A 23,258-nucleotide genomic window follows, 5' to 3' on the forward strand; every position below is an offset into this window, starting at 1 on the left:
CTCGGCGCAGTTCGCGCTCCCCCGCCTCGATGCGGGCCGTCAGCGGCACCGCGTCGCCGTCCGCCGTCCACCGCACGGGGATGTCCGGAAGTCGCCCGTCCGGATGGTCCTCCAGCCCGTGCGTGCCGGTGAGGGCGCGCGGCCCGTGGGGCGCCGCGACCGCGGCGACGCGCTGCTCGCGCCACCGCTGCCACGCGCCGGGCCCGTCGTGGGGTGCGCCGGGGGCCGCCCTCGTCGTGGCTCAAGCCTTCCGTACCGGCTCGGCCAGACCGAGGTGGGAGCGCAGGGTGTCGCCCTCGTAGGCGGTGCGGAACGCGCCCCGCTCCTGGAGCAGCGGGACCACCCGGTCCACGAACTCGTCCAGCCCGCCCGGGGTCAGGTGCGGTACGAGGATGAAGCCGTCGGCGGCACCCCGCCGCACGAACTCCGTCAGCTCCGCGGCCACCTCCCCGGGCGTGCCGACGAAGGACTGCCGGGCGCTCGCCTCGATCACGGTCTGCCGGATGGACAGTCCGCGCTCCTGCGCCAGGGCCCGCCACTTCTCGGCGGTCGCGCGGCTGTCGCCGTGCCGGGTCCGCCCCTGGCTGAGCTGCGGGTCGGCCACCGGGTCCACCTCGGGCAGCGGTCCGTCGGGGTCGTACCCGGACAGGTCGACGCCCCAGATCTGCTCCAGCGTGAGCAGCGCGGTCTGCGGGGACACCTGCTGCCACCGGATCTCCTCGGCCCGTTCCCGCGCCTCGGCGGAGGTGTCCCCGAGGACGACGGTGACCCCGGGCATGATCCTGAGGTCGTCGGGGCTCCGGCCGTACGTCGCCAGACGGCGTTTCACGTCGGCGTAGAAGGCGCGTCCCGCCTCGAGGGTGCCGTGCCGGGTGAAGATCACGTCCGCCGAGGAGGCGGCGAACTCCCGGCCCTCGTCGGAGTCGCCCGCCTGGATCACCACCGGGTGCCCCTGCGGGGAGCGGGGCAGGGTGAACTCGCCCGCGATGTCGAAGTGCCGGCCGTGGTGGGCGAAGGGGCGGGGGGTGCCGTCGGGGTCCCAGGAGTCCCACAGCGTCCGCGCCGCGGCCACGAACTCGGCGGCGCGGGTGTAGCGATCGGCCCGGTCCAGGTAGCCGCCGCGCCGGAAGTTCTCGCCGGTGAAGGCGTCGGAGGAGGTCACCACGTTCCAGGCGGCCCGGCCGCCGCTGAGGTGGTCCAGGGTGGCGAACCGGCGGGCGAGTTCGTAGGGCTCGTTGAACGTGGCGTTGACCGTGGCGGCGAGTCCGAGGCGTCCGGTGACCGCGGCCAGCGCGTGGAGCACGGTCAGGGACTCGGGACGGCCGACCACGTCCAGGTCGTGGAGGCGGCCCTTGTGCTCACGCAGCCGCAGCCCCTCGGCGAGGAAGAAGAAGTCGAACAGACCGCGTTCGGCGGTGCGCGCGAGGTGCTCGAAGGAGGCGAAGTCGATCTGCGAGCCCGAGCGCGGATCGGCCCAGACGGTGGTGTTGTTGACGCCGGGGAAGTGCGCGGCGAGGTGCATCCGTTTCGGCCGCCCCGGCTCCGGCTGTCCCGGCTTCGGCTGCGGCGGTTTCGGTCCGGTCATGACGCTCCCTGCGTGACGGCGTACTGGTTGGCGGGCCGGGCCAGGCCCAGGTGGTCCCGGAGCGTGCTGCCCGGGTAGAAGGTGCGGAACAGTCCCCGGTGCTGGAGCAGGGACACGGTGCCGTTGACGAGGCGTTCCAGGTCGCGGTGCGGGTCGACCGGCGTGAGGTGGAAGCCGTCGACGGTGCCGTCCCGGTGCCAGGAGACGATCAGTTCGGCCAGGTCGACGGGGCCGCCGCGGTAGAGCGGGCCGTGCGGGGTGGTGCGGGGGCCGCCTCCGCCGTGGCCGGGGTCGGCCGCGTACTCGCCGTCGCCGAGGTCGACGTCCAGGGCGGCGAGGACCCGCAGGCCGTCCGGGTCGCGGCCGTGCGCCGCGGCGGCCGCCCGCAGTTCGGCCCGCGCGGCGGCGGCCCGGGCGGGCAGCGCGGTGCGCACCAGGGCGACGTCGGCGTACCGGGCCGCGACCGCCCGTGCGGCCCGGCCGGTCGCCTCGACCACCCGCACGGGGTGCCCCTGCGGCGGCCGGGGCACGATCGAGGGGCCCTTGACGGAGAAGGCGGAGCCGGTGAAGTCGACGTGGTGGAGCTTGTCCCGGTCGATGAAGCGGCCGGTGGCCGCGTCCCGGATCTCGGCGTCGTCCTCCCAGCTGTCCCACAGCCGTGCCGCCACGTCGGCGACCTCACCGGCCTCCTGCCAGAGCGCTTCGGCGGGCGCGGCGTCGCGGCGGCCGAAGAGGCGTGCCTCGCCCTCGGTGGTGGACACGTCGATCCGCCAGCCGGCCCGGCCGCGGCTGACCCAGTCGAGGGTCGCCACCGCCGCCTGGACGTGGAAGGGCTCGGTGTGGGTGGTGGTGACGGTGGGGACCAGGCCGACGCGGCGCGTGAGGGGCGCCAGCCGGGACAGGACGGCGAGCGCGTCGGGGCCGGGGCGGGCGAAGCCGTCGTGCAGGGTCACGAAGTCGAGTGCGCCGCGTTCCGCGAGCCGGGCCGCGGCCACGTACGCGCCGGCGTCGTGGTCGGAGCGCCGGTCCAGTGCGGCGGCCAGGTGCAGCCGCCGTCTGCCGTGGGAGGAGGTCATGCGGGATCGTCCCTTTCTGTCTGCTCTGTGTGCGTCAACAACCCGGTCGTCACAGGACCCTGGAGAGGAAGGCCCGGGTGCGCTCGTGCCGCGGGCGGTCCAGTACGTCGCCGGGCGGGCCCTGTTCGACGATGCGTCCGTCGTCCATGAAGACCACCGTGTCGGCGACCTCGCGGGCGAAGCCGGTCTCGTGGGTGACGACGATCATGGTGGTGCCCTGCCGGGCCAGGTCCCCGATGACGTCGAGCACCTCGCCGACCAGTTCGGGGTCGAGCGCGGACGTCGGCTCGTCGAACAGCAGCAGCCGCGGCTCCAGGGCGAGCGCCCGCGCGATGGCCACCCGCTGCTGCTGCCCGCCGGAGAGCTGCCGGGGGAAGGCACCGGCCCGGTCCGCGAGCCCCACGCGCTCCAGGAGCCGTCGGGCCGTGTCGACGGCCTCGCGGCGTGGGCGTTTCAGCGCGGAGACCGGGGCCTCGGTGATGTTCTCCAGGACCGTCAGGTGCGGGAAGAGGTGGAAGTCCTGGAAGACGAAGCCGATCCTCGTGCGCTGCCTCAGCACCTCGCGCTCGGGCAGTTCGCGCAGCCGGTCGCCGCTGCGCCGGTAGCCGATGAGGTCACCGTCCACGCTGATCAGGCCCCGGTCCACCTTCTCCAGGTGGTTGACGGTGCGCAGCAGCGTCGACTTGCCGGAGCCGGAGGGACCGAGGACCACGGTCACCTCGCCGGTGCGCACGGTGAGATCGACGCCCTTGAGCACGTGGAGCGGGCCGAAGCTCTTGTGCACGTCCCTGATGTCGACCATGACGTCCGTATCGCTGCCGGTGCTCATCGCGAGGACTCCTCGAGCAGGGGGTGGTCGGGCACCGCGGGCCGTCCTGGGGCCCGCAGGAAGGTCAGTACGGCCCGCGCGGTGGCGTCGTTCTGCCGGAAGGCGACGCCCCCGGTGCGGGGCCGGGTGAACGCGCCCGAGCCGCGCGCGTCGGTGTGCGGGCCGAGCGCGAAGCGCCGCGGGTGCGGCCGTCCGGCGCGGTCCAGCACCCGCCCGTCGGTACGGTCCACGGCCAGCAGTCCGTCCGGCGTCGCGGCGGCACCGTCGGCGTGCAGCGCGCGCAGCAGCGGGTCGCGGGCGCGTTCCACGGTGGGGTGCGGCAGCCGGGCCTCGACCAGCGCCCGGGCCTCGACGGCGGCGCCCGGCACGGTGGCGCTCGTCGCCCGGAACACCCCGTCCCGGGCGGTGACCGTCGTCCCGGCACCCAGGAAGCGGACGACGCCTGCCCGGGACAGGGCGAGCAGTTGCCGCAGCCGGGGGCCGGGCGGCCCGGAGGCCAGGAGGCTGAAGAAGCCGTGCCACCAGCCGCCGACGTCGCCGAGCCGGACGAGTTGTCCGTACACGGAGAGCAGGGCGAGGAAGACCGCCAGGTCGGGGCTGTGCGCCGGGTCGTGCCGGCGCCGCAGGTCGGCCTCGACGTACCGGCGCAGCCCGTCCTGGAGCTGTGCGTGCGAGCCGTACCGCACGGCGTCCAGGGGCCGGTCGAGGGCGGCGAGGTCGAGCCGGTCGGCGGGGTCGGGCACGGCGGCGGCGACGAGGGCCGCCCGCTCGTCCGGGCCGGCGGCGGCGTACCGCGCCTCGAAGCCGGCCCGGTCGGTGCGCACCCGTTCCGGGTGGGCGGTGAAGAGGCGGTGGTAGTGGGCGAAGCCCAGTTCCTTCTCCACCAGCGGCCACACGTCGCGCCGGAAGTCGAAGCCGTCCGGCCGGGCGAGCAGCGCCTCGGTCTCGGCGGGGCCGAAGAACCTCGGCAGCGGCGGCCGTTCCCCGGTCCAGTCGTAGCCGATCTTCGCGTGGTACGGCACCCCGCGCCGGGAGCCGGCCCACAGCACCGGCTCCCGCCCGGACGGCACGTAGGTGTCCCCGGCGTACCGCCCTCCCCTGCCCTCGGTCAGCAGCACCATCAGGTCCACGAAGGCCAGCCCGAGACCGCGCACGAGGACCGGTTCCCCGGGGCGCAGCACGGACAGGTCGCTGTCGGCGGTGAAGTCCGGCGGGAGGTGGACGAGCCCGTGCGCCCGGGCGTACTCCGACAACTCCCGCTGCCGGTCGTCGGGTTCGGCGTCGAGGTGGCCGAGGGTGAGGACGACCAGGTCGGCGGGGAGCGGGGTGGCCCGGCCCTCCAGCCACACCCGCTGGCGCTCCTCGCCCGAGCCCTCCACCCGCAGCGCGCGGCGCGCGTGGTGGTACACGACGGCGTTCGGGGGCAGTCCCGCCACGGCGCGCTGGTACACCCAGCGCAGGTACGTGCCCTGGGTCCGCCGGTCGGCGAAGGTGCGGCCGTCCAGGGCCGCCCACTCGTGCAGGGTGGGCCCGGGCCGTACCGGGCCGGCCATGTCGACCGTGTCGTCGGTGAACATGGTGACGTCCTCGGCGTGCGAGTTCATCCACAGCAGCGGGGACTGCCGGTCGCGCCAGACGCGTCCGGCGCCCGGCGGATGCGGGTCCACGAGGTGGATGTCGAGGCCGCGGCCGTCGTACAGCTCGGGGGCGTTGGCGGCGATGCGCTCCAGCAGTCCGGTGCCGCGCGGTCCGGCGCCGACGACGACGAGGGAGGCCCGGGTGCCCTGCGCGGGGCGGGTCACCGGGTGCGCTCCGTGCCGCGGGCGTAGTGCTTCTCGACGTAGTACTGGCCGATGCCGAGGAGCGAGGTGACCGCGGTGTACCAGAGGGTCGCCACCATCAGCATCGGGACGACCTGATAAGTGCGGTGGTGGACGAGCTGTACCGAGTAGAGCAGGTCCTGCACGGCGATGACGCTGACGATGGAGGTGCCTTTGAGGGTGCCGATCAGCATGTTCCCGGCCGGCGGCACGATGGTGCGCATGGCCTGCGGCAGGACGATCCGCCGCCACCGGCGCCACCGGCCCAGGCCCAGGGCCTGTGCGGCCTCGACCTGGCCGCGGTCGACGGACAGGATGCCGCCGCGCACCACCTCGGCGGCGTACGCGGCCTCGTGCAGGGTCAGGCCGATGACCGCGACGGTGACCGGGCCGAGCAGGTCGACCGTCCTCACGCCGAGGACCTGCGGGTACAGGGCGCCGATGTTGAACCACAGCAGCAGCTGCACCAGGATCGGTATCGACCGGAACAGCCAGACGTAGCCCCAGCTCACGGCGCGCAGCACGGGGTTGGCGGAGAGCCGGAACGCGGCGAGCAGGGTGCCCAGCGCGAAGCCGAGGGCCATGACGACGGCGGTGAGCCAGAGGGTGAGCCACAGGCCGCGCAGGACGGAGTCGGAGGTGAACCAGTCCGCGACGACGCCCCACTGGAACGCGTCGTTGCGCAGCACGGAGTTGAGGGCGAGGGCGAGCAGGACGAGGACGGCCGCGGCGGCCGTCCACTGGCCGGGGTGGCGGTGCGGGACGATCCGCGGGAGGTCCGTCCGGTCCGGGCTCTGCGGCACGGCGGCGGACTTGGCGAGGGTGTCGGAGGTCATGCGAAGGCTCCGTGACATCGAGTCAGTCGGACACGGTGGGTGGTGCCTTCACACGGCCGAGCCCCTCAGCATGGCCGTGCGCCGAGAGTACGGGGGTGTTTCCGTCCGCTGTCAAGGCTGTCCACACTGTGAGCCGCACATCTCAACGCGTTGACGCGGAACCCGATGCCTGTTCCACTTGGCCCATGCATCCACAGCAGTGGCTGGTCACGCGCTCCCACATCGACTTCGGTCGAGTGTGGTCCTGTTCCTGTTGAGCCGACGCCCTGCCTGCCCCGGTCGCGTGATCGCCTGATCGGCTGATCCCGTCGGGGTCTCCTCGGGTCCGCCCTGTCGCCGGCCCGCCTTCACACGCGCACGCACCCCTCCCCTCGCGCCGCCGTCCCACGCCTTCGCTCTCAGGAGACCGCTGACGATGCGTACGTCCTCGCGCGCCCGAAAACGCCTGTCCCTCCCCTTCGCCCTGGTGGCCTCCGCCGCCCTGCTGCTCACCGCCTGCGGATCCGGTGACCCCGCCACGGACGTCGCGGGCGCGGCGGCCGGTTCCGACGCGGTCCCCACCACGGACGTCGTCTCCGGCGTCCGGCGCAACGCGGACGCCGTGCGCCTGCTGCCGCCGGGCACCGGGGAACTCACCCTCGCCGTCAGCGTCGGCGGCACCCCGCCGGGCACCACCTATCTGTCCGACGGCAAGACGCCGACCGGCCAGGACGTCGACGTCGCACACGCCGTCGCCAGGGCGCTGGGCCTCGCGCTCAGGACCGAGCAGGCCTCCTTCGAGGCGATCCTGCCGGCCCTGGACAGCGGCAAGTACGACGTCGGCGCCGGCAACTTCGGGGTGACCGAGGAGCGGCGCAGGACCATCGACTTCGTCACCTACATCAACGACGGCCAGGGCTTCGCGGCCCGTGAGGAGAGCGACCTGTCCGAGGTGACCGACCTCCGGCAGCTGTGCGGTCTGAAGGTGGCGACCGGCGCCGGCACCACCTTCGAGGCCACGCTGGAGGAGAGCCGTCACCTGTGCACGGACGCGGGCGACGAGGCGTACACCGTGCAGACGTACAGCGAGCCCGGTGCGCTGTGGTCCTCGCTCCAGCAGGGGCGCAGCGACGTCGTGATGTCGACCGTCAACGGCCTGCGCTACGCGGTCGCCCACCAGCGGGGCGTGAAGTTCCTGAACGAGTTCCACCGCCTGGACGTCGGCTTCGCCCTCAAGAAGGGCTCCGCGCTGGCGCCCGCCCTCCGGGCCGCGGTGGACGGGCTGATCGCCGACGGGACGTACGCCCGCATCCTGAAGAAGTGGGGCACGGCCGAGTCGGCGATCGCGAAGTCGGAGATCTCACCGCCGGAGCTGAAGGACTGACGGGCCGTCGAAGACCGGACCAGACCGGGCCGTCGGAGGCCGGACCGGGCCGACGAAGACCGGACCGGGCCGACGGCGCCTCAGCAACTGCAGCCGCAGTCGCAGCCGTCGCAGCCGCAGTCGCACCCGTCGCCGCCGCAGCAGTTGTTGCAGCAGTCGCAGCAATCACAGCAATCACCGCAGTTGCCGCAGTCGCACTGGGAGCAGAGTCCGTCCCTGCGCTGCCTGCTCCAGGGGTCCTCGAACGTCCCGCAGCACATCTGGCAGGTGCAGGCGAGCCCGAGCCACACCGCGCAGCCCGCGAGCAGCCCGCGCCGGTCGCGGCGCGGCGGCTCCGGGGGCATCGGCCCGCCGGGGCCGCCGGGCGCACCCGGGGTACTGCCGGGAGGGGCGTACGGATGGCTGCCGTGGGCGCACGAGACGGTGCCGAACGCGCGGTCCACGGATGCGCCCAGCTCGTGCACGAGAAGCCGGTGCACGAGCCGCCCGTCGGTGAACTCGGCCTCCCGAAGGGCCAGCCGCACCCCGTGCACGGCGTCGTCGGCGAGCCGCCGGGCCTCGGCGAGCGGCGTCCCGGTGGCGGTGAGCGGGTTCCAGGCGCCGGAGGCGGCGTCGGCCTCCCGGTCCTCCACGGCGTCCAGGAGGTGGGCGAGCCGGCCGAAGAGCCGCCCGGCCTCGGCGAGCGGCACGGCGTTGGCCGGCCGCCCGGCGAGGTGCGCGGTGTGCGCGAAGGCGGCGGCGGTCGCGGTCTCGGTCGGCTCGGTGACCGTGAGCAGCGGCGTGCCGGGCCCGGCGAGCGCCTCGATGCCGCCCTGCCGGTCCACGGCGTCGACCAGGACGGCGGTGTCGAAGCCGACGGCGCTGCCACCGCGTGCGCCCGCCGCGTCCCAGCCGCCGGCGATCCGGCGGGCGGCGAGCGCCACCGGCCGTCGGGCCAGCAGCCCGTCCCCGTCGGCGACGTGGTCGCGCACCTTGGCCGAGGCCAGCACCAGGGAGACGGCAGCGGCGAGCCGGGCCCCCTCGCCGTGCGCGACGGACGCGGTCCGCATCCCGCGCAGCGGGCAGGGGCCCGCGGTGCGCCGCCCGGCGCCCGCGCCGCCCGGCGCGGCCTGAGCCTCCGTCAAAACCGATATGAGCAGCCCGTCATAGTTCGTCACGATGCGCGCGAACTGTCCGTGGTCCTTGCGCAGCGCGAGGCACAACCCGCACAAATGAGCCATCCACTGGCTCGCGAGGCTCTCTCCGAGCCGGTGCCTGCACGGCCTGACGATTCCGAACACGACGCTCCCCCGTGGTTGGTACGACGCTGAGCTGCGGCATCGTACCGACCGCCGCCTTCACCCGTACGCACCCGTCCTCACCCGTGTGCCGTGAAGAATCATATTTCACTCACAGTCAGCATCCGTTTGGGAAACGACCCTTGGGACACAAGGACTCTCGACGGATCCGCTGTGCACCAGTACCGTCACAAACCCCCCGCGCGGCGTCTATCCACTTGGCGCGACGTCCGCATCATGGATGACCATAGGGATGCGGAAGCACGAAAGACCGCTGTGAGAGGAGGCGTCCATGGGATCGGTACGCAAGGCGAGTGCGTGGCTCGGCCTCGTCGACGACAACGATGACGAGCGCTACTACGACGACGACTACTCCGAGGGCAACGAGACCGGCGACGCCTGGGTCACGGACCCGCGGGTGAAGGTGGCCTCGGACGTGGCCGAGGAGAGGGGCCGCCGCATCGCGACGGTCACCCCGGACAGTTTCCGGGACGCACGGGCCATCGGTGAGCTGTTCCGGGACGGGGTCCCGGTCATCGTGAACCTGACGGCCATGGAGGGCACCGACGCCAAGCGCGTCGTCGACTTCGCGGCCGGGCTCATCTTCGGCCTGCGCGGTTCGATCGAGCGGGTGTCCACCCGGGTCTTCCTGCTGAGCCCGGCCGACACCCAGGTCATCAGCGGCGAACCCGCCGCGCACCGTTCCGACGGTTTCTTCAACCAGAGCTGAGGCGGGGCCGCGCACCACGGCCCCGCCCCAGCCCCCGGCACCTCACCGGAAGGCGTCGAGTCCGGTGAGCGCCTTGCCCAGCACCAGCTGGTGCATCTCGACGGTGCCCTCGTAGGTGAGCACCGATTCCAGGTTCGTCGCGTGCCGCATCACGGGGTATTCGAGGGAGATCCCGTTGGCGCCGAGGATCGTACGGGCCGTGCGACAGATCTCGATGGCCTCGCGCACGTTGTTGAGCTTGCCGAAGCTGACCTGCTCGGGACGCAGGCGGCCGGCGTCCATGCGCCGCCCGAGGTGATGGGCGAGCAGGATCCCCTTGTGCAGTTCGACCGCCATGTCGGCGAGCTTGGCCTGGGTGAGCTGGAAGCCGCCGATGGCCCGCCCGAACTGCTCCCGCGACTTCGCGTACTCCAGGGCCGCCTCGAAGGAACTGCGCGCGGCGCCCATCGAGCCCCAGACGATCCCGTAACGGGCGTGCGAGAGGCAGCTCAGCGGACCGCGCAGCCCGGTGACCTCCGGCAGGACGGCGTCGGCGGGCAGCCGTACGTCGTCGAGGACGAGTTCGCTGGTGACGCTGGCCCGCAGGGACCACTTGTGCTTGATCTCGGGAGCGGAGAACCCGGCGCTGCCGGCCGGCACGACGAAGCCGCGGACACCCTCCTCCGTCTGCGCCCAGACGACGGCGACACCCGCCACCGAGCCGTTGGTGATCCACATCTTGCGCCCGTTGAGCACCCAGTCGCCACCGGCGTCCCGCTTGGCGTGGGTGCGCATGCCGGCCGGGTCGGACCCGTGGTCGGGTTCGGTCAGCCCGAAGCACCCGATGACCTCGCCGGCGGCCATGCGGGGCAGCCACGCCTGCTTCTGCTCCTCGCTGCCGAAGCGGTGGACGGCGTACATGGCGAGGGATCCCTGCACGGAGACCAGCGAGCGGATGCCCGAGTCGGCCGCCTCCAGCTCCAGGCAGGCCAGCCCGTACTGCACGGCACTCGCCCCGGCACAGCCGTACCCCTCCAGGGACATGCCGAGCGCGCCGATGGCACCCAGCTCCCGCGCCAGCTCCCCGATCCCGGGCAGCTCGCCCTTCTCGTACCAGTCCGCGATGTGCGGCAGCACGCGGTCCGCGGCCCAGCCCCGCACGGTGTCCCGGACCGCCAGGTCCTCCGGTTCGAGCAGGTCGTCGATGCCGAGGGGGTCGGCGGGGTCGAACGCGGGCAACTTGGGGAACGCGGCCATGGGACACCCTCCGGGACGGTTAAAACTAGCGCCGCTAGTCACGGCTGTCGTTGCCGACGTTACGATGCGGCGCCCCACACGTCCACCATGTCCGCCTCGCGTCCCCGCACGACCCGTTCACCGTCGGTGCCGGTGGTGCGGGTGCTGGAGCCCGTGGGGTCACACCGAGACACGGGACTCCACCGCCTCCCGGGGCGCGGGCACGGAAACCTCCTCGCACTGCATCACCCGCGGCAGCCGCAACGCCATCACCGCCCCCAGCAGCAACAACCCCGCGCTCACCACCAACGTCACGTGCAGCCCGTGCACGAACGCGTCCCCCGCGGCCCGCCGCAGCGCGGTCCCGGCAGGCCCCCCGAGCTGCGCGGCGACCTCGTACGCCTCCCCCAGCGAATGCCCCGCCGCCGACGACGCCGACGACGGCACCCCCGGCACGCCGCCCGTCAGCCCGGGCGCGTACGCCGCGTTCATCACGCTGCCCAGCAGGGCGATGCCGATCCCGGCCCCCAGTTGGTACGAGGTCTCGCCGATCGCCGCCGCACCCCCCGACTGCTCCTGCGGCGCCTCGCTCAGCATCGACTCGTACGCCCCGAACAGCGTCGTCTCCAGGCCGAAGCCGAGCAGGACGAACCCGGCGAGCAGCAGCGCGCTGTTGTCGGCCCGCCCCATCGCCGTGAGCAGCAGCACCGCGAAGGCCGTCAGGCAGAACCCCGCGCACACCATCCGCCGCGGCCCGAAACGCCGCAGCATCCGCGCCCCCGCGAGCCCCGCCGCCATCGCCGCGAAGGTCAGCGGCAGCAGCCGCAGCCCGGTCTCCAGCGGGGACAGCCCCAGGACCAGTTGCAGGTACTGCGCCGCGATCAGCTCCAGGCCCACCAGCGCCAGCATCGCCAGCACGATGCACCCCACCGACGTACTGAACGCCGGCCGCCGGAACATCGCGAGGTCCACCAGCGGGTACGCACGCCGCCGCTGCCGTCGTACGAAGCCGGTCAGCAGCGCCGCGCCCAGCACCAGCGGCAGCAGGGTGAGCAGGCTCGCCACCGGCTCGCCGCCGCCCAGCCGCTTCACGCCGAGGACGACGCCGAACAGCCCGGCCGCCGCCATCAGCGCGCCGACCACGTCCCAGGGCCCGCGGCCGTCACCCTTGGACTCGGGCAGCAGCAGCCGGCCCACCGGCAGGCTGACCAGCATCAGCGGGATGTTGACGAGGAAGACCGAGCCCCACCAGAAGTGCTCGAGCAGGAAGCCGCCGAGCAGCGGTCCGACCGCCGCGCCCACCGCCGCCACGGCACTCCAGATGCCGATGGCCAGCGCCCGCTCCCGCCGGTCGGGGAAGACCTGCCGCAGGATCGACAGCGTCGCCGGCATGATCATGGCGCCGCCGACGCCGAGCAGCGCGCGGGCCGCGATCAGCACCTGGGCGTTGTCGGCCAGGGCCGCGAACGCGGAGGCGACGCCGAAGAGCGCGTAGCCGAGCAGCAGGATCCGTCTGCGGCCCACCCGGTCGCCCAGCGTGCCGAAGAGGATCAGCAGCGAGGCGCAGACGAGCGGGTAGACGTCGACGATCCAGAGCAGTTCGATGGCGCCGGGCCTGAGGTCCTCGGTGACGGCGGGGACCGCCACGTGCAGCACGGTCGCGTCGAGGGCGACGAGCAGCAGGCTGACGCAGAGGACGACCAGGACCACCCAGCGGTTGGCACCGGCCCCGGCCGCCCGACGGCGCGGCGCGGTGGCGGCCGTGGTCGTCCCGGACATGTACGTACCTCCAAGATGTTCCCTCGCGTCCGGCGGGCAGCGGGGTGGGGACTCCCCCTGCGGCTCGGCCGGAGCGGAGCGGGGGGCTCCGGGCCGTGCAACGGAACGCGAGTGACTCGTCAGGTTACGCGAGACCGGGCAGCACACACGTGGCGGGCCTCACACATCCCGCGTCACCCGTGTGGCGTGTGCCACTGCCACTCCCGTCGCGCCTGCCCCGACGGGACGGCGGCCCCCGCGCCCGGCAGATAATCGAGTCCGTGACCGATCTTGAAACGCGCACCGCGGGCCGCTTCGGCGCCCCGGGTCCTTCCGGTGCCCTGCGCCGGGCCGCCCCGGCGCTCCTCGGCTACGCGGCCGTACGCGCCCTGGGCCTGCTCGCCCTGGCCCTGTGGAGCGCCGCGCGCGACAAGAGCGCGTACACGCTGCTGACGGCCCGCTGGGACTCCCTCTGGTACACCAGGGTCGCCGAGCTGGGGTACGGCTACGAGGTGCGGCTGCCGGGCGGCGACGTCCACTCCAACCTGGCCTTCTTCCCGCTGCTGCCCTGGCTGGAGCGGCTCGGCGCGGCCGTCTTGCCGCTGTCGTACGCGGACGCGGGTTTCGTCGTGAGCCTGCTCGCCTCGCTCGCCGCGGCCTGGGGGATCTTCGCGGTGGCGGACCATCTGTACGGCCGCCGTGCGGGCGTGTGCGCGGTGCTGCTGTGGGCCGTGCTGCCGGTCGGGGTCGTCCAGTCGATGGCGTACAGCGAGTCCCTGTTCACGGCGCTGGCCGCCTGGTCGCTGTACGCGGTCCTGACCGGGCGCTGGGTGACGGCGGGGACGCTGGCCGCGCTGGCCGGGCTGACGCGCCCGGTGGGGCTCGCGGTGACGGCGGCGGTGTGGGCGGCCGCGGTCCTCGCGTTCACGCGGGACGGTGTCCGCCGCGACGGCCGGGACCGCGCGCGGCGCGTGCTCGGCATGCTGCTCGCGCCCCTGGGCGCCGCCGGTTACGTCCTGTGGGTGGGCCACCGCACCGGCAAGGGCCCGCTCGGCTACCTGGACGTCCAGGCGGGCTGGCGCAACGGCTTCGACGGGGGCGCGGCCTTCGCCCGTTTCGTCGCCGCGAAGTTCACGTCGGTGCCGGGCGCCCTGGCGGGCGTCGGGCTGATCGTGGCGGTGGCGCTGCTGGTCTGGCTGTACGTGGTGTGCGTGCGGCAGCGCCAGCCGCTCCCGCTGCTGGTGTACACGGGGATCGTCGCCCTGCTCGCCCTGTGCGCGTCGAGCTACTTCGGGTCGAAGCCCCGGCTGCTGCTGCCCGCCTTCCCGCTGCTGTTCCCGCCGGCCCTGCGCCTGGCCCGGCTGCGTACCGCCAGGTCGGCGGCGGTCGTGTGCGGTGTCGCGGCGGCGTCCGCGGTGTACGGGGCGTTCTGGCTGAACGGCTCCGGGCCGCCCTGACCCGGGCCCTGACCCGGGGCCTGCCCGCGGGGACCGTCCGATGACCGGCGGAACAATGCGGCGCCAGCATTCGGTGAACGATTTCATAAGCACGATAAAACCGCCGACCGGGCAGATCAAAAGAATTGAGGCCCGCGACCCGCACACATTGCGGATTACCCCGAAATAGGGCGCTGCTTGAGAGGAATCCCACATCACATCGTCATCACAAAGCCGTTGATTCGTCAGGGATCACTCCTCACTCGCTGTAACGTCGATTGGGTGCGTACCGAACGGAAGCCCACCCGTCTGGACCGGGTGTTCGCGAGACTGGACCGGGAGCCGGAACGACCGGAGCTCCTGGACGCGCCGGAGATGTCCCGGCACAGGCTCGCGCTGTTCGCCGGAACCCTCGCGTTCTACCTCGCGATCGTGTGGGCCGTGGTGATCACCTCGTGGCTGGTCCGGCTCGACTGGCAGGTCATGTTCTTCCGGCCCTACCAGCAGTGGCCGGAGATCCACGCGTTCGTCGACTACTACGTGGTGCTCGGCCAGCGCGGCCCCACCGCGGTGATGGTCGCGGCCTGGCTCGGCTGGCGCTCCTGGCGGCAGCACACCCTGCGTCCGCTGCTGGCTCTCGGCGTCTCCCTGCTCCTGCTGAACATCACGGTCGGCGCCGCCAAGTACGGCATGGGCCGGCTCGGACCCCACTACGCGACCACGATCGGCGCCAACGAGATGTGGCTCGGCGGCGATATATTTCCGAGCGGTCACACCGCGAACGCCGTCGTGACCTGGGGCATCCTCGCCTACCTGGCCTCGACGCACCGCGCCCGGCGCTGGCTGTCCGCGCTGTCGGCGGTCACCTCGCTCGGCGTGGGCATGTCCACCGTGTACCTCGGCACGCACTGGCTCAGCGACGTGCTCCTCGGCTGGGCGGCGGGGCTGCTGATCCTGCTGGCACTCCCCTGGTTCGAGCCGCTGATCAGCCGCGCGGAGGCGGGGATCCTCGGTCTGCGCGACCGCTGGCTCGCCCGCCGCGGCCGCAGGAGGACGGCCCGGCGGCCGCTCGGCCCGCCCGTGGCCGTCACGCCGCCGGTGGTCGAGCGTCCGGAGGCTCCGGCCCGCGAGCCGGTCGCCGCGCCCCGCACCGCCCGGTCCCCCGCGCACCTGGCCCCGGGCCCGCACACGGCCCGCTCGGACCGGGCGCCGGCGGCCCCCGCCGGCAGCCGTCGGCCGCCGCACGCCGACCGCCACCCGCGCAGCTCCGCCCCGGCCGCACGCCCCCTGTCGGGCGGCTGACCGCTCCCCCGGAGCCCCGGCTAGCCCTTCCAGGCCCGGGCGACCCTGCCGTCCTTCACCTCGAAGTTGAGGCGGCCCACGCGGTACTCCATGGTGATGACCGTGCCCGGGGCCAGGGACCGCACCGTCGACCAGCCCCGCTCCCGCGCCAGCCGTTCGGCGGCGCCTGATTCGAGGCCGACGTAGGTGTCCGGACTGTCCTGGGGCTCGGCCGGTGGTGTCGGAATCGGTGCCATGCCGCCACGCTATGCCCTGCCCCGGGAGCGGGGAAGCCCAAGCCGGTAACACGGGTCACAGGTGCACCTACGGTCACATTTCTGTCACAGGATCATGAGGCGCGTTTTGATGGAACGCGTTCACACGAACGGACGGTTCTGCCCGTGTTCCGCAGACGGCCGAGGTGAATTCCCGCAGGCTCCGGCGGGCTCTCGAATAGACGCAGCGAATACGCGCTCCGGGCACCGGGCTGCGCCCCGCATTTTCACACCCGAACACTTCCGAACGGACTTCCGCGGACTTCCGCGCATCCCCGTGCAGGCGTCGCCGGAGCGCTTACACGAATCGAACATCGGACGCGGGCGGTCAGGCGTCCAGCGGTGCGACGGCGAGCGACACGTCGTTGTCCCGGGTGTAGTACGGCCCGGCCTCCACGGGGCCGTACGGCGTCCGCACGCGCGTGCGCGGGAAGGTGAAGACGGGGTTCTTGTCGGCGACGTCGTCCAGCAGCCGCGCGAGGCGCACCGCCGGTCCGGAGGGACCGGCGGGCCGCAGCCACAGGTCCCAGAGGCCGGGCGCCAGGCCGTCGTAGGGCACGGTGAAGGTGAACTCCGTCCGGTCGGCGACGACCTCCACCCGGCGCACACCGTCCCCGCCCGCGCCGCCCGCGCCGTCACCGGGCCGGGCGCGCAGTTCCGCGTCGGCCCCGGGCACGAGCTGGGTGCCGTAGACCCGCCCGCGCACGGTCAGGCCGCCGTGCGCGGGGCTCAGGTCCACCGCCTCGGCGTGCGGGGCGCGCAGCCAGCTCCGGACGGTGAGGTTGCCCTGCCGGGTGGCGTACGGGATGCGGACGGCGACGTGGCCGAGCAGGCCGCTGGGGGTGCGCTCGGCGAGGGAGCGCAGGTCGGTGACGCCGGGCACCAGGCGCCGCGGCTCGCCGTCGGACAGGCGGGCGTACGCGTCCCAACGGCCCTCGGGCAGGGACACGCTGCTGGGCAGCGCGGCGCGCAGCCGGCCCTCCGCCGCCGGGGCCAGCGGCAGGCTGACCGTGTCTCCGGTGTCTCCGGTGTCTCCGGTGTCGTCGGCGGAGTCGTCCCCGGCGCGGCGGCGCAGGACGAGCAGGGCCGCTCCGGTGTTACCGCGCGCGGCGACGTCGAAGGTCAGGCCGCCCGCGGAGTCGCCGATGCAGTCGGCGCGCAGCGGAGCGGCCCGCGGGGCCGGCGGCGTCATGCGGTGCGGTACCTCCCATGGGCTTCTCGTCGTCCGGTTAGACCCGGAACCCGGCCTTCTGGTTGTCCGTGTCCGATTGCGATGTGGTCACGACCGGGCAGAGCGCGCGGCAACGGTCATGTCCGGTCACCCTGTTCCTTCGCTGATTTCCTGACTTGTCGACTCACGGGCACGGTGGCGAAGCCCGCTCCGTCCGCTCAACCCCAGCTCGCTGCGGCCGACTTGGGACCGCGGCAGCGGTCGCCGCCCCGGAGGACCCCGTGCTTCGGGCGGTTCGATTCCGTGGGCCGCGGGGCGTGACTCCCGCCACGGATCGCCCGTTGTCCTTGCATGAGCCGGGACCCGCCCGGATCACGGCCCGGGAGCCACCCGGTCCGGCCACGCACCGCATCCGAGGGAGCCACCCGTGCCGCGCATGCTCGACGTCAGCGACGACGTACGCGCCGAGATCGGCGACGAAGAAGCCGACCGCCTGCTGGCCGGGGAGTCCGCCCCGGGCAGCTACGACTGCACGTCCTGCCGCACTCCCGGCGACTGTGAGCAGGAGCGCACCAGCACCGTCCTGTTCATCGGGGACGAGACCGCCGTGCTCGCCTTCGCCCACGCCGGCTGCCTGCCCTCGCAGGTCGTCAAGGTCACCGAGGAGCAGCTCCAGGGGGCCGTGCGGTCCATCAGCGCCGACCAGGCCCGCTCCGAGCCCGCTCCCGCCGCCCCGCAGAAGGCCTCGCCCGAGCAGGCCGTGCTCGGGGTGACCAGCGGACTCATCCTGATCGCGGGGGAGCTGCACCCGGCCCTCGTGGTGGAGCCGACCTCTCCCATCGCCCGCCCCGGCACCACCGGCGCCGGCGACGACTTCCTGCCGCTGCTGATCGAGCAGGGCTTCATGCCGGTCACCGAGCTGGCGTCCGCCCCGGCCGTGCTGCACGGCTGGTCGGTCCTGCTCGCGATGGGCCAGCTCCACGCGGTGCTCCAGCCGGGGACCAACGGGGGCAGGCCGGTGGCCTGGTGGCAGGCGCACCAGCCGCTCCAGGTCACCGAGGGCTGGCGCACGGCGGCCAACAAGCACCAGCAGGTGCTGATGTTCGCCGCGCCCGTCGGGTCGATCGGCCGGCAGCCGCGCGAGGACCTGCTGCGGGACGCGCTGGACAAGGCGGCGGCCAACGGACAGCTCGTCGCGGCGGCCCTGCCGCTGGCCGGAACCTGACCCCGTTCACGCGGCTGCCGGACGGCCGTCACCCGGGCCGCATCCCTTCCCGCGCGAGGTCGTTTGGACATACGTGTACGCATACGACGCCTTCCACCGCCACGGCGGCCCCTCGGCCACGCCGATCTACGACGCGCTCTACGCCGAGTACGTCAGGTCCTTCCGATCGCTGCCGGGCGATCGCAGCGGCGAGGAGGAGCTGGCCTTCACGGCCTTCCGGAGCATCCCGCGCGGCAGAAGCGGCTACGGCGCCTACAGTGCGGGGGCCCAGAGCGCCCGCGTCGGCCAGCAGTCGGTGTGGCAGCGCGTCAGCGGCACGCACCACGTCCCGGCCGCGCTGCCACCGGCCCCGCGGTCCGGAACCTGACCGCCGGTCCACTGACGTGAGAGGGGCGCCCCCGGCCGGGGGCGCCCCTCTCACATGCCGTACGTCCCTACTTCTTCTTGGCACCGCGCTTCTCGCGCACCCGCACGGAGATGTGGATCGGCGTCCCCTCGAAGCCGAACTCCTCGCGCAGCCGGCGCTCGATGAAGCGCCGGTAGCCCGCCTCGATGAAGCCGGAGGCGAAGAGCACGAACCGCGGGGGCTTGGTGCCCGCCTGGGTGCCGAAGAGGATGCGCGGCTGCTTGCCGCCCCGCACCGGGTGCGGGTGGGCGGCGACCAGCTCGCCGAGGAAGGCGTTGAGCCGGCCCGTCGGGACGCGGGTCTCCCAGCCGGCCAGGGCGGTCTCGATCGCGGGGACCAGCTTCTCCATGTGGCGGCCGGTCTGCGCCGAGACGTTCACCCGCGGTGCCCACGCCACCTGGCCCAGCTCGGTCTCGATCTCCCGCTCCAGGTAGTAGCGGCGCTCCTCGTCGAGGGTGTCCCACTTGTTGTAGGCGACGACGATCGCGCGGCCCGCCTCGACGGCCATGGTGACGATCCGCTGGTCCTGGACGGAGATCGACTCGGAGGCGTCGATGAGGACGACGGCCACCTCCGCCTTCTCGACGGCGGCGGCGGTGCGCAGCGAGGCGTAGTAGTCGGCGCCCTGCTGGAGGTGGACGCGCTTGCGGATGCCCGCCGTGTCGACGAACTTCCAGGTGACGCCGCCCAGCTCGATCAGCTCGTCGACCGGGTCGCGGGTGGTGCCGGCCAGTTCGTTGACGACGACGCGCTCCTCGCCGGCCACCTTGTTCAGCAGCGAGGACTTGCCGACGTTGGGGCGGCCGATCAGGGCGATGCGGCGCGGGCCGCCGAGGGCGGCGCCGAAGGTCTGCGCCGGGGCCTCGGGCAGGGCCTCCAGGACCCTGTCCAGCATGTCGCCGGTGCCGCGGCCGTGCAGCGCGGAGACGGGGTGCGGCTCGCCCAGGCCCAGCGACCACAGGTAGGAGGCGTCGGCCTCGCCGCTGGGGCCGTCGACCTTGTTGGCGCACAGCACGACGGGCTTGCCGGCCTTGCGCAGCAGCCGGACCACGGCCTCGTCGGTGTCGGTGGCGCCGACCTTGGCGTCCACGACGAAGACGACGGCGTCGGCGGCCTCGATGGCGTACTCGGCCTGCGCGGCCACGGAGGCGTCGATGCCGAGGACGTCCTGCTCCCAGCCGCCGGTGTCGACGACCTTGAAGCGGCGGCCGGCCCACTCGGCCTCGTAGGTGACGCGGTCGCGGGTGACGCCGGGCTTGTCCTCGACGACGGCCTCGCGGCGGCCGATGATGCGGTTCACGAGGGTCGACTTGCCGACATTGGGGCGGCCGACGACGGCGAGGACCGGCAGCGGGCCGTGCCCGGCCTCCTCGATCGCGCCCTCGACCTCCTCGATGTCGAAGCCCTCTTCGGCGGCCAGCTCCATGAACTGTGCGTACTCGGCGTCGCCGAGCGCCCCGTGGTCGTGCTCCTCGCCCGAGCCCTCGGGGTGGATGTGGTCGTTCATGAAGTCCGTACCTCGTTCATCGTGGTGATCGGTGGAACACCCCTGTACCGGGTGATCCACTACTCAAGTGTCACTCAGCGCCCGGTGAGGCGCCTGGCGTTTTCCAGGTGCGCGGTGAGCTGCTTCTGGATGCGTTCGGTGGCCTCGTCCAGCGCCTTGCGGGTGCGCCGTCCGCTGCCGTCGCCCGCCTCGAAGGGGTCGCCGAAGACGACGTCCACGCGCGAGCGCAGCGGGGGCAGCGCCTTTATCAACCGTCCGGGGCGGTCCGTGCTTCCCAGCACCGCCACCGGGACGATAGGGGCGCCGCTGCGCACCGCGAAGTAGGCGAGCCCGGCGCGCAGCGAGGCGAAGTCGCCCTCGCCCCGGGTGCCCTCCGGGAAGATGCCCAGCACCCCGCCCTCGGCGAGCACGCCGAGGGCCTGTCCTATGGCGGTGCGGTCGGTGGAGTGGCGGTCCACCTTGAGCTGGCCGATGCCGGTGAGGAAGCGTCCGAGCGGGCCGACGAACGCCTCCTTCTTGATCAGGAAGTGCGTGGGCCGGGGCGCGACGCCCATGACCATGGGGCCGTCGATGTTGTGCGCGTGGTTGACGGCGTAGATCACGGGGCCGGAGGCGGGCACCCGCCAGGCGCCGAGGACGCGCGGCTTCCACAGCCCGTACATCAGGCCGACGCCGATGCGCCGGCCGACCTCGGCGCCCTTCTCCGAGGGGACGGGCGCTGCGGAGGACGTGGTCACTTCCCCGCCCGCTTCTCCTCGACGAGGGTGACGACGCACTCGATGACCTGCGCGAGGGTGAGGGCGGTGGTGTCCACCTCGACCGCGTCGTCGGCCTTGGCCAGCGGGGAGGTCTTGCGGGTGGAGTCGGCCGCGTCCCGCTTGATCAGGGCCTCGCGGGTGGCGTGGACGTCGGCGCCCTTCAGCTCGCCGCTGCGGCGGGCGGCGCGGGCCTCCGCCGAGGCGGTGAGGAAGATCTTGAGGTCGGCGTCCGGGAGCACGGTGGTGCCGATGTCGCGGCCCTCGACGACGATGCCGAGCGGCGCGGCGGCGGCGATGGAACGCTGCAGCTCCGTGATCCGGGCCCGGATCTCGGGTACGGCGCTGACCGCGCTGACCTTGGAGGTGACCTCCTGGGTGCGGATCGGGCCGGCCACGTCCACGCCGTCGACGGTGATGGTCGGGTCGGCCGGGTCGGTGCCGGAGACGATCTCGGGCTTGCCGGCCGCGGCGGCGACGGCGTGCGGGTCGTCGGTGTCGATGCCGTTGGTCACCATCCACCAGGTGATCGCCCGGTACTGGGCACCGGTGTCCAGGTAGCTGAGGCCGAGCTGTGCGGCCACGGCCTTCGACGTGCTCGACTTGCCCGTGCCGGAGGGGCCGTCGATGGCGACAATCACGGCCGGGGCGGTCGGGGCGGCGCCGTTTTCCACGGGGGGACACCTTCCTGGTGCGGTGCGGTGGGTGGTGTGCGGGACGCGAGCGCGTCCCGCACAGGGCCTGTCCGGTGATTCCCGTCGTCCGCCCGGAGGTCGGGCCCGGCGGCGTCCGGTGCGTGCGATCGCAAGGCGCCGGAGCGCCCTCGTGGCGGAACCACGCGGGCGATTCGGCAACGCGGCGAGCGTGCGTGCCAGGCGACGCCGGGCAGACGGGAATCATCAGACAGGCCCTAGGTTACCGGGCCGGGCAGACCCCTCCGACAGGCGTCCGCAGGCCCCGGTCACTGCCGGATCGCCCAGCCCCGCTCCTTCAGGGCCGCCGTGAGGACGGCGGCGGCCCTGGGCTCCACCATGAGCTGCACCAGGCCCGCCTGCTGCCCGGTCGCGTGCTCGATCCGTACGTCCTCGACGTTGACCCCGGCCCGTCCCGCGTCCGCGAAGATGCGGGCGAGCTGGCCCGGCTGGTCGTCGATGAGGACGGCCACCGTCTCGTAGGCCCGCGGGGCGGACCCGTGCTTGCCGGGGACGCGGACCTGTCCGGCGTTGCCGCGCCGCAGCACCTCGGCGATGCCGGTGCCGCCCTCGCGGCGCTTGTCCTCGTCGGCGGACTGCAGGGCGCGCAGGGCCCGTACCGTCTCCTCCAGGTCGGCGGCGACGTCGGTGAGCAGGTCGGCGACCGGCCCCGGGTTGGCGGAGAGGATGTCGATCCACATCCGGGGGTCGGAGGCGGCGATCCGGGTCACGTCGCGGATGCCCTGCCCGCACAGCCGTACCGCGGCCTCCTCGGCGTGCTCCAGGCGCGCGGCGACCATGCTGGAGACCAGGTGCGGCATGTGGGAGACGAGGGCCACGGCGCGGTCGTGGGCGTCGGCGTCCATCACGACCGGCACCGCGCGGCAGTGCGAGACCAGCTCCAGGGCGAGGTTCAGCACCTCGGTGTCGGTGTCCCGGGTCGGGGTCAGCACCCAGGGGCGGCCCTCGAAGAGGTCGGCGGTGGCGGCCAGCGGCCCCGACTTCTCGCGGCCGGACATGGGATGGGTGCCGATGTACGCGGCGAGGTCCAGCCCGCGCGCCTCCAGTTCCCGGCGGGGGCCGCCCTTGACGCTGGCGACGTCGATGTAGCCGCGGGCGACGCCGCGCCCCATGGCGTCGGCGAGCACGTCGGCCACCAGGGCGGGCGGGGCGGCGACGATCGCGAGGTCGACCGGCCCGTCGGGGGCCCCGTCGGTGCCGGCGCCGAGCGCGGCGGCGGTGCGGGCCTGCTCGGGGTCGTGGTCGGCGAGGTGGACGGCGACGCCCCGCGCGGTGAGGGCGAGGGCGGCGGAGGTGCCGATGAGGCCGGTTCCGATGACGAGTGCGGTTCTCACTGGGCGATGTCCTTGCGCAGGGCAGCGGCGGCGCCGAGGTAGACGTGGGCGATCTCGGCGCGGGGCCGGTCGGACTCGATGTGGGCGAGGACCCGGACGACGCGGGGCATGGCGCCCTCGACGTCCAGTTCCTGGGCGCAGATCAGCGGCACGTCGGTGATGCCCAGCCCGCGGGCAGCGGCGGCCGGGAAGTCGCTGTGCAGGTCGGGGGTGGCGGTGAACCACAGGCTGATCAGGTCGTCGACCGCCAGGCCGTTGCGCTCCATGAGGGCGGTCAGCAGGGCCGCGACCTGCTCGTCCATGTGCCCGGCCTCGTCCCGCTCCAGTTGGACGGCGCCCCGGACCGCTCGTACCGCCACGGCGATGCTCCTTGCTGACGTTGCTGTTGCTGTTGCTGTTGCTGTTGCTGTTGCTGACGCGTGTACCGGTTCTTGGTCCGTCCAGCCTAGTCAGCCCGCCGCGTACCGGCCCGCGGCGCCCGGCCCCTGAGACGCCGGCCCCGCCGCCTGGCCCCCTCCCCCGGAGTTGCGGCATGACCGAGCCCCCGACCCGCCGTACGGTCCTCCGCTGCACGGGCGCGGGCGCGGTGGCGCTCGGCGCGGGCTGCGGCGGATCGCGGTGGAGGGAAATTCGGTCCGCCTGGCGTGAGCCGCCCGCGTACGCTCC

The 23,258-nt window shown here is 73.6% G+C and carries 21 protein-coding genes; 6 read left to right on the plus strand and 15 right to left on the minus strand.

From position 1 onward, the window contains the following. Positions 1-241: 241 nt before the first annotated feature. From Sdi02f_RS21805 to Sdi02f_RS21825, 5 genes are read right to left on the minus strand one after another with little or no spacing between them, the layout of a single operon-like run. Positions 242-1,585 (minus strand): NtaA/DmoA family FMN-dependent monooxygenase, encoded by a 1,344-nt coding sequence (locus tag Sdi02f_RS21805; RefSeq protein WP_108933873.1) that lies wholly within the window; start codon positions 1,583-1,585, stop codon positions 242-244. Beyond that, positions 1,582-2,661: an LLM class flavin-dependent oxidoreductase gene (locus Sdi02f_RS21810; protein ID WP_031084594.1), complete on the minus strand. Its 1,080-nt coding sequence runs from the start codon at positions 2,659-2,661 to the stop codon at positions 1,582-1,584. Before Sdi02f_RS21810 ends, Sdi02f_RS21805 begins: the two co-directional genes overlap by 4 nt. Before the next feature lie 49 nt (positions 2,662-2,710). Continuing rightward, positions 2,711-3,490 (minus strand): amino acid ABC transporter ATP-binding protein, encoded by a 780-nt coding sequence (locus tag Sdi02f_RS21815; RefSeq protein WP_030402842.1) that lies wholly within the window; start codon positions 3,488-3,490, stop codon positions 2,711-2,713. Further along, positions 3,487-5,292: an FAD/NAD(P)-binding protein gene (locus tag Sdi02f_RS21820; RefSeq protein WP_055468355.1), complete on the minus strand. Its 1,806-nt coding sequence runs from the start codon at positions 5,290-5,292 to the stop codon at positions 3,487-3,489. The genes Sdi02f_RS21815 and Sdi02f_RS21820 overlap by 4 nt, the downstream gene beginning before the upstream one ends. Continuing rightward, the gene (locus Sdi02f_RS21825) at positions 5,289-6,146 is read right to left on the minus strand and encodes an amino acid ABC transporter permease (RefSeq protein WP_030402840.1); all 858 of its coding nucleotides are present in this window, start codon (positions 6,144-6,146) and stop codon (positions 5,289-5,291) included. The genes Sdi02f_RS21820 and Sdi02f_RS21825 overlap by 4 nt, the downstream gene beginning before the upstream one ends. A 415-nt stretch (positions 6,147-6,561) precedes the next feature. Here Sdi02f_RS21825 and Sdi02f_RS21830 point away from each other — a divergent pair, with 415 nt between their 5' ends. Next, positions 6,562-7,509, plus strand: a complete 948-nt coding sequence (locus tag Sdi02f_RS21830; RefSeq protein ID WP_031084598.1) for an ABC transporter substrate-binding protein — start codon at positions 6,562-6,564, stop codon at positions 7,507-7,509. Positions 7,510-7,589: 80 nt separating this feature from the next. On the opposite strand, the gene Sdi02f_RS21835 is transcribed toward Sdi02f_RS21830, so the two are convergent. Next, entirely contained in the window at positions 7,590-8,789 is a 1,200-nt protein-coding gene (locus Sdi02f_RS21835; protein WP_167458228.1) for a DUF5685 family protein, read from the minus strand. Positions 8,790-9,078: 289 nt separating this feature from the next. Between Sdi02f_RS21835 and Sdi02f_RS21840 the strand changes: the two genes are divergently transcribed. Next, the gene (locus Sdi02f_RS21840) at positions 9,079-9,516 is read left to right on the plus strand and encodes a cell division protein SepF (protein ID WP_030402837.1); all 438 of its coding nucleotides are present in this window, start codon (positions 9,079-9,081) and stop codon (positions 9,514-9,516) included. Positions 9,517-9,558: 42 nt separating this feature from the next. On the opposite strand, the gene Sdi02f_RS21845 is transcribed toward Sdi02f_RS21840, so the two are convergent. Both Sdi02f_RS21845 and Sdi02f_RS21850 read right to left on the minus strand, forming a co-directional pair. After that, on the minus strand, positions 9,559-10,752 hold the full coding sequence (locus Sdi02f_RS21845; RefSeq protein WP_108933874.1) for an acyl-CoA dehydrogenase family protein: 1,194 nt from the start codon (positions 10,750-10,752) through the stop codon (positions 9,559-9,561). 159 nt (positions 10,753-10,911) lie between these two features. Then, positions 10,912-12,510 (minus strand): MFS transporter, encoded by a 1,599-nt coding sequence (locus tag Sdi02f_RS21850; RefSeq protein WP_030402835.1) that lies wholly within the window; start codon positions 12,508-12,510, stop codon positions 10,912-10,914. Between the two features lie 260 nt (positions 12,511-12,770). Here Sdi02f_RS21850 and Sdi02f_RS21855 point away from each other — a divergent pair, with 260 nt between their 5' ends. Both Sdi02f_RS21855 and Sdi02f_RS21860 read left to right on the plus strand, forming a co-directional pair. Beyond that, a complete protein-coding gene (locus tag Sdi02f_RS21855; protein WP_031084604.1) occupies positions 12,771-13,946 on the plus strand; it encodes a glycosyltransferase family 39 protein in 1,176 nt (391 codons plus the stop codon). Positions 13,947-14,207: 261 nt separating this feature from the next. After that, complete coding sequence (locus tag Sdi02f_RS21860; RefSeq protein WP_030402833.1) at positions 14,208-15,227, plus strand: phosphatase PAP2 family protein; 1,020 nt, start codon at positions 14,208-14,210, stop codon at positions 15,225-15,227. Between the two features lie 20 nt (positions 15,228-15,247). Here the strand turns inward: Sdi02f_RS21860 and Sdi02f_RS21865 are convergent, their stop codons facing one another. Beyond that, the gene (locus Sdi02f_RS21865; protein ID WP_030402832.1) at positions 15,248-15,463 is read right to left on the minus strand and encodes an I78 family peptidase inhibitor; all 216 of its coding nucleotides are present in this window, start codon (positions 15,461-15,463) and stop codon (positions 15,248-15,250) included. 346 nt (positions 15,464-15,809) lie between these two features. After that, positions 15,810-16,673 (minus strand): hypothetical protein, encoded by an 864-nt coding sequence (locus Sdi02f_RS21870; protein ID WP_108933875.1) that lies wholly within the window; start codon positions 16,671-16,673, stop codon positions 15,810-15,812. Between the two features lie 406 nt (positions 16,674-17,079). Between Sdi02f_RS21870 and Sdi02f_RS21875 the strand changes: the two genes are divergently transcribed. Both Sdi02f_RS21875 and Sdi02f_RS21880 read left to right on the plus strand, forming a co-directional pair. Continuing rightward, entirely contained in the window at positions 17,080-17,877 is a 798-nt protein-coding gene (locus tag Sdi02f_RS21875) for a DUF8842 C-terminal domain-containing protein (protein ID WP_030402830.1), read from the plus strand. Positions 17,878-17,950: 73 nt separating this feature from the next. Beyond that, positions 17,951-18,244: a hypothetical protein gene (locus Sdi02f_RS21880; protein WP_030402829.1), complete on the plus strand. Its 294-nt coding sequence runs from the start codon at positions 17,951-17,953 to the stop codon at positions 18,242-18,244. Positions 18,245-18,311: 67 nt separating this feature from the next. On the opposite strand, the gene der is transcribed toward Sdi02f_RS21880, so the two are convergent. The 5 genes from der to aroH all read right to left on the minus strand — a co-directional run bounded on the left by der (position 18,312) and on the right by aroH (position 22,951). Continuing rightward, on the minus strand, positions 18,312-19,790 hold the full coding sequence (gene der, locus Sdi02f_RS21885) for a ribosome biogenesis GTPase Der (RefSeq protein WP_030402828.1): 1,479 nt from the start codon (positions 19,788-19,790) through the stop codon (positions 18,312-18,314). A 74-nt stretch (positions 19,791-19,864) separates the two neighbouring features. Next, positions 19,865-20,527: a lysophospholipid acyltransferase family protein gene (locus tag Sdi02f_RS21890; RefSeq protein ID WP_107087343.1), complete on the minus strand. Its 663-nt coding sequence runs from the start codon at positions 20,525-20,527 to the stop codon at positions 19,865-19,867. Beyond that, positions 20,524-21,219 (minus strand): (d)CMP kinase, encoded by a 696-nt coding sequence (gene cmk / locus Sdi02f_RS21895; RefSeq protein WP_030402826.1) that lies wholly within the window; start codon positions 21,217-21,219, stop codon positions 20,524-20,526. The genes Sdi02f_RS21890 and cmk overlap by 4 nt, the downstream gene beginning before the upstream one ends. 287 nt (positions 21,220-21,506) lie before the next feature. Beyond that, positions 21,507-22,592 (minus strand): prephenate dehydrogenase, encoded by a 1,086-nt coding sequence (locus Sdi02f_RS21905; protein WP_030402825.1) that lies wholly within the window; start codon positions 22,590-22,592, stop codon positions 21,507-21,509. Next, complete coding sequence (aroH, locus tag Sdi02f_RS21910) at positions 22,589-22,951, minus strand: chorismate mutase (protein ID WP_030402824.1); 363 nt, start codon at positions 22,949-22,951, stop codon at positions 22,589-22,591. Before aroH ends, Sdi02f_RS21905 begins: the two co-directional genes overlap by 4 nt. Positions 22,952-23,258: the final 307 nt, after the last annotated feature.

The sequence above is a fragment of the Streptomyces ardesiacus genome, assembly GCF_003112575.1.
In the GTDB taxonomy this organism is placed as follows: Bacteria; Actinomycetota; Actinomycetes; order Streptomycetales; family Streptomycetaceae; genus Streptomyces; species Streptomyces ardesiacus.

Excerpts from the sequence above, each read along its gene's own strand:
- Sdi02f_RS21830 (WP_031084598.1), top strand. The coding sequence starts at position 6,562 with ATGCGTACGTCCTCGCGCGCCCGAAAACGCCTGTCCCTCCCCTTCGCC.
- Sdi02f_RS21805 (WP_108933873.1), bottom strand. The coding sequence starts at position 1,585 with ATGACCGGACCGAAACCGCCGCAGCCGAAGCCGGGACAGCCGGAGCCG.
- Sdi02f_RS21815 (WP_030402842.1), bottom strand. The coding sequence starts at position 3,490 with ATGAGCACCGGCAGCGATACGGACGTCATGGTCGACATCAGGGACGTG.
- Sdi02f_RS21850 (WP_030402835.1), bottom strand. The coding sequence starts at position 12,510 with ATGTCCGGGACGACCACGGCCGCCACCGCGCCGCGCCGTCGGGCGGCC.
- Sdi02f_RS21845 (WP_108933874.1), bottom strand. The coding sequence starts at position 10,752 with ATGGCCGCGTTCCCCAAGTTGCCCGCGTTCGACCCCGCCGACCCCCTC.
- Sdi02f_RS21865 (WP_030402832.1), bottom strand. The coding sequence starts at position 15,463 with ATGGCACCGATTCCGACACCACCGGCCGAGCCCCAGGACAGTCCGGAC.
- Sdi02f_RS21840 (WP_030402837.1), top strand. The coding sequence starts at position 9,079 with ATGGGATCGGTACGCAAGGCGAGTGCGTGGCTCGGCCTCGTCGACGAC.
- Sdi02f_RS21810 (WP_031084594.1), bottom strand. The coding sequence starts at position 2,661 with ATGACCTCCTCCCACGGCAGACGGCGGCTGCACCTGGCCGCCGCACTG.
- der (WP_030402828.1), bottom strand. The coding sequence starts at position 19,790 with ATGAACGACCACATCCACCCCGAGGGCTCGGGCGAGGAGCACGACCAC.
- Sdi02f_RS21825 (WP_030402840.1), bottom strand. The coding sequence starts at position 6,146 with ATGACCTCCGACACCCTCGCCAAGTCCGCCGCCGTGCCGCAGAGCCCG.
- Sdi02f_RS21870 (WP_108933875.1), bottom strand. The coding sequence starts at position 16,673 with ATGACGCCGCCGGCCCCGCGGGCCGCTCCGCTGCGCGCCGACTGCATC.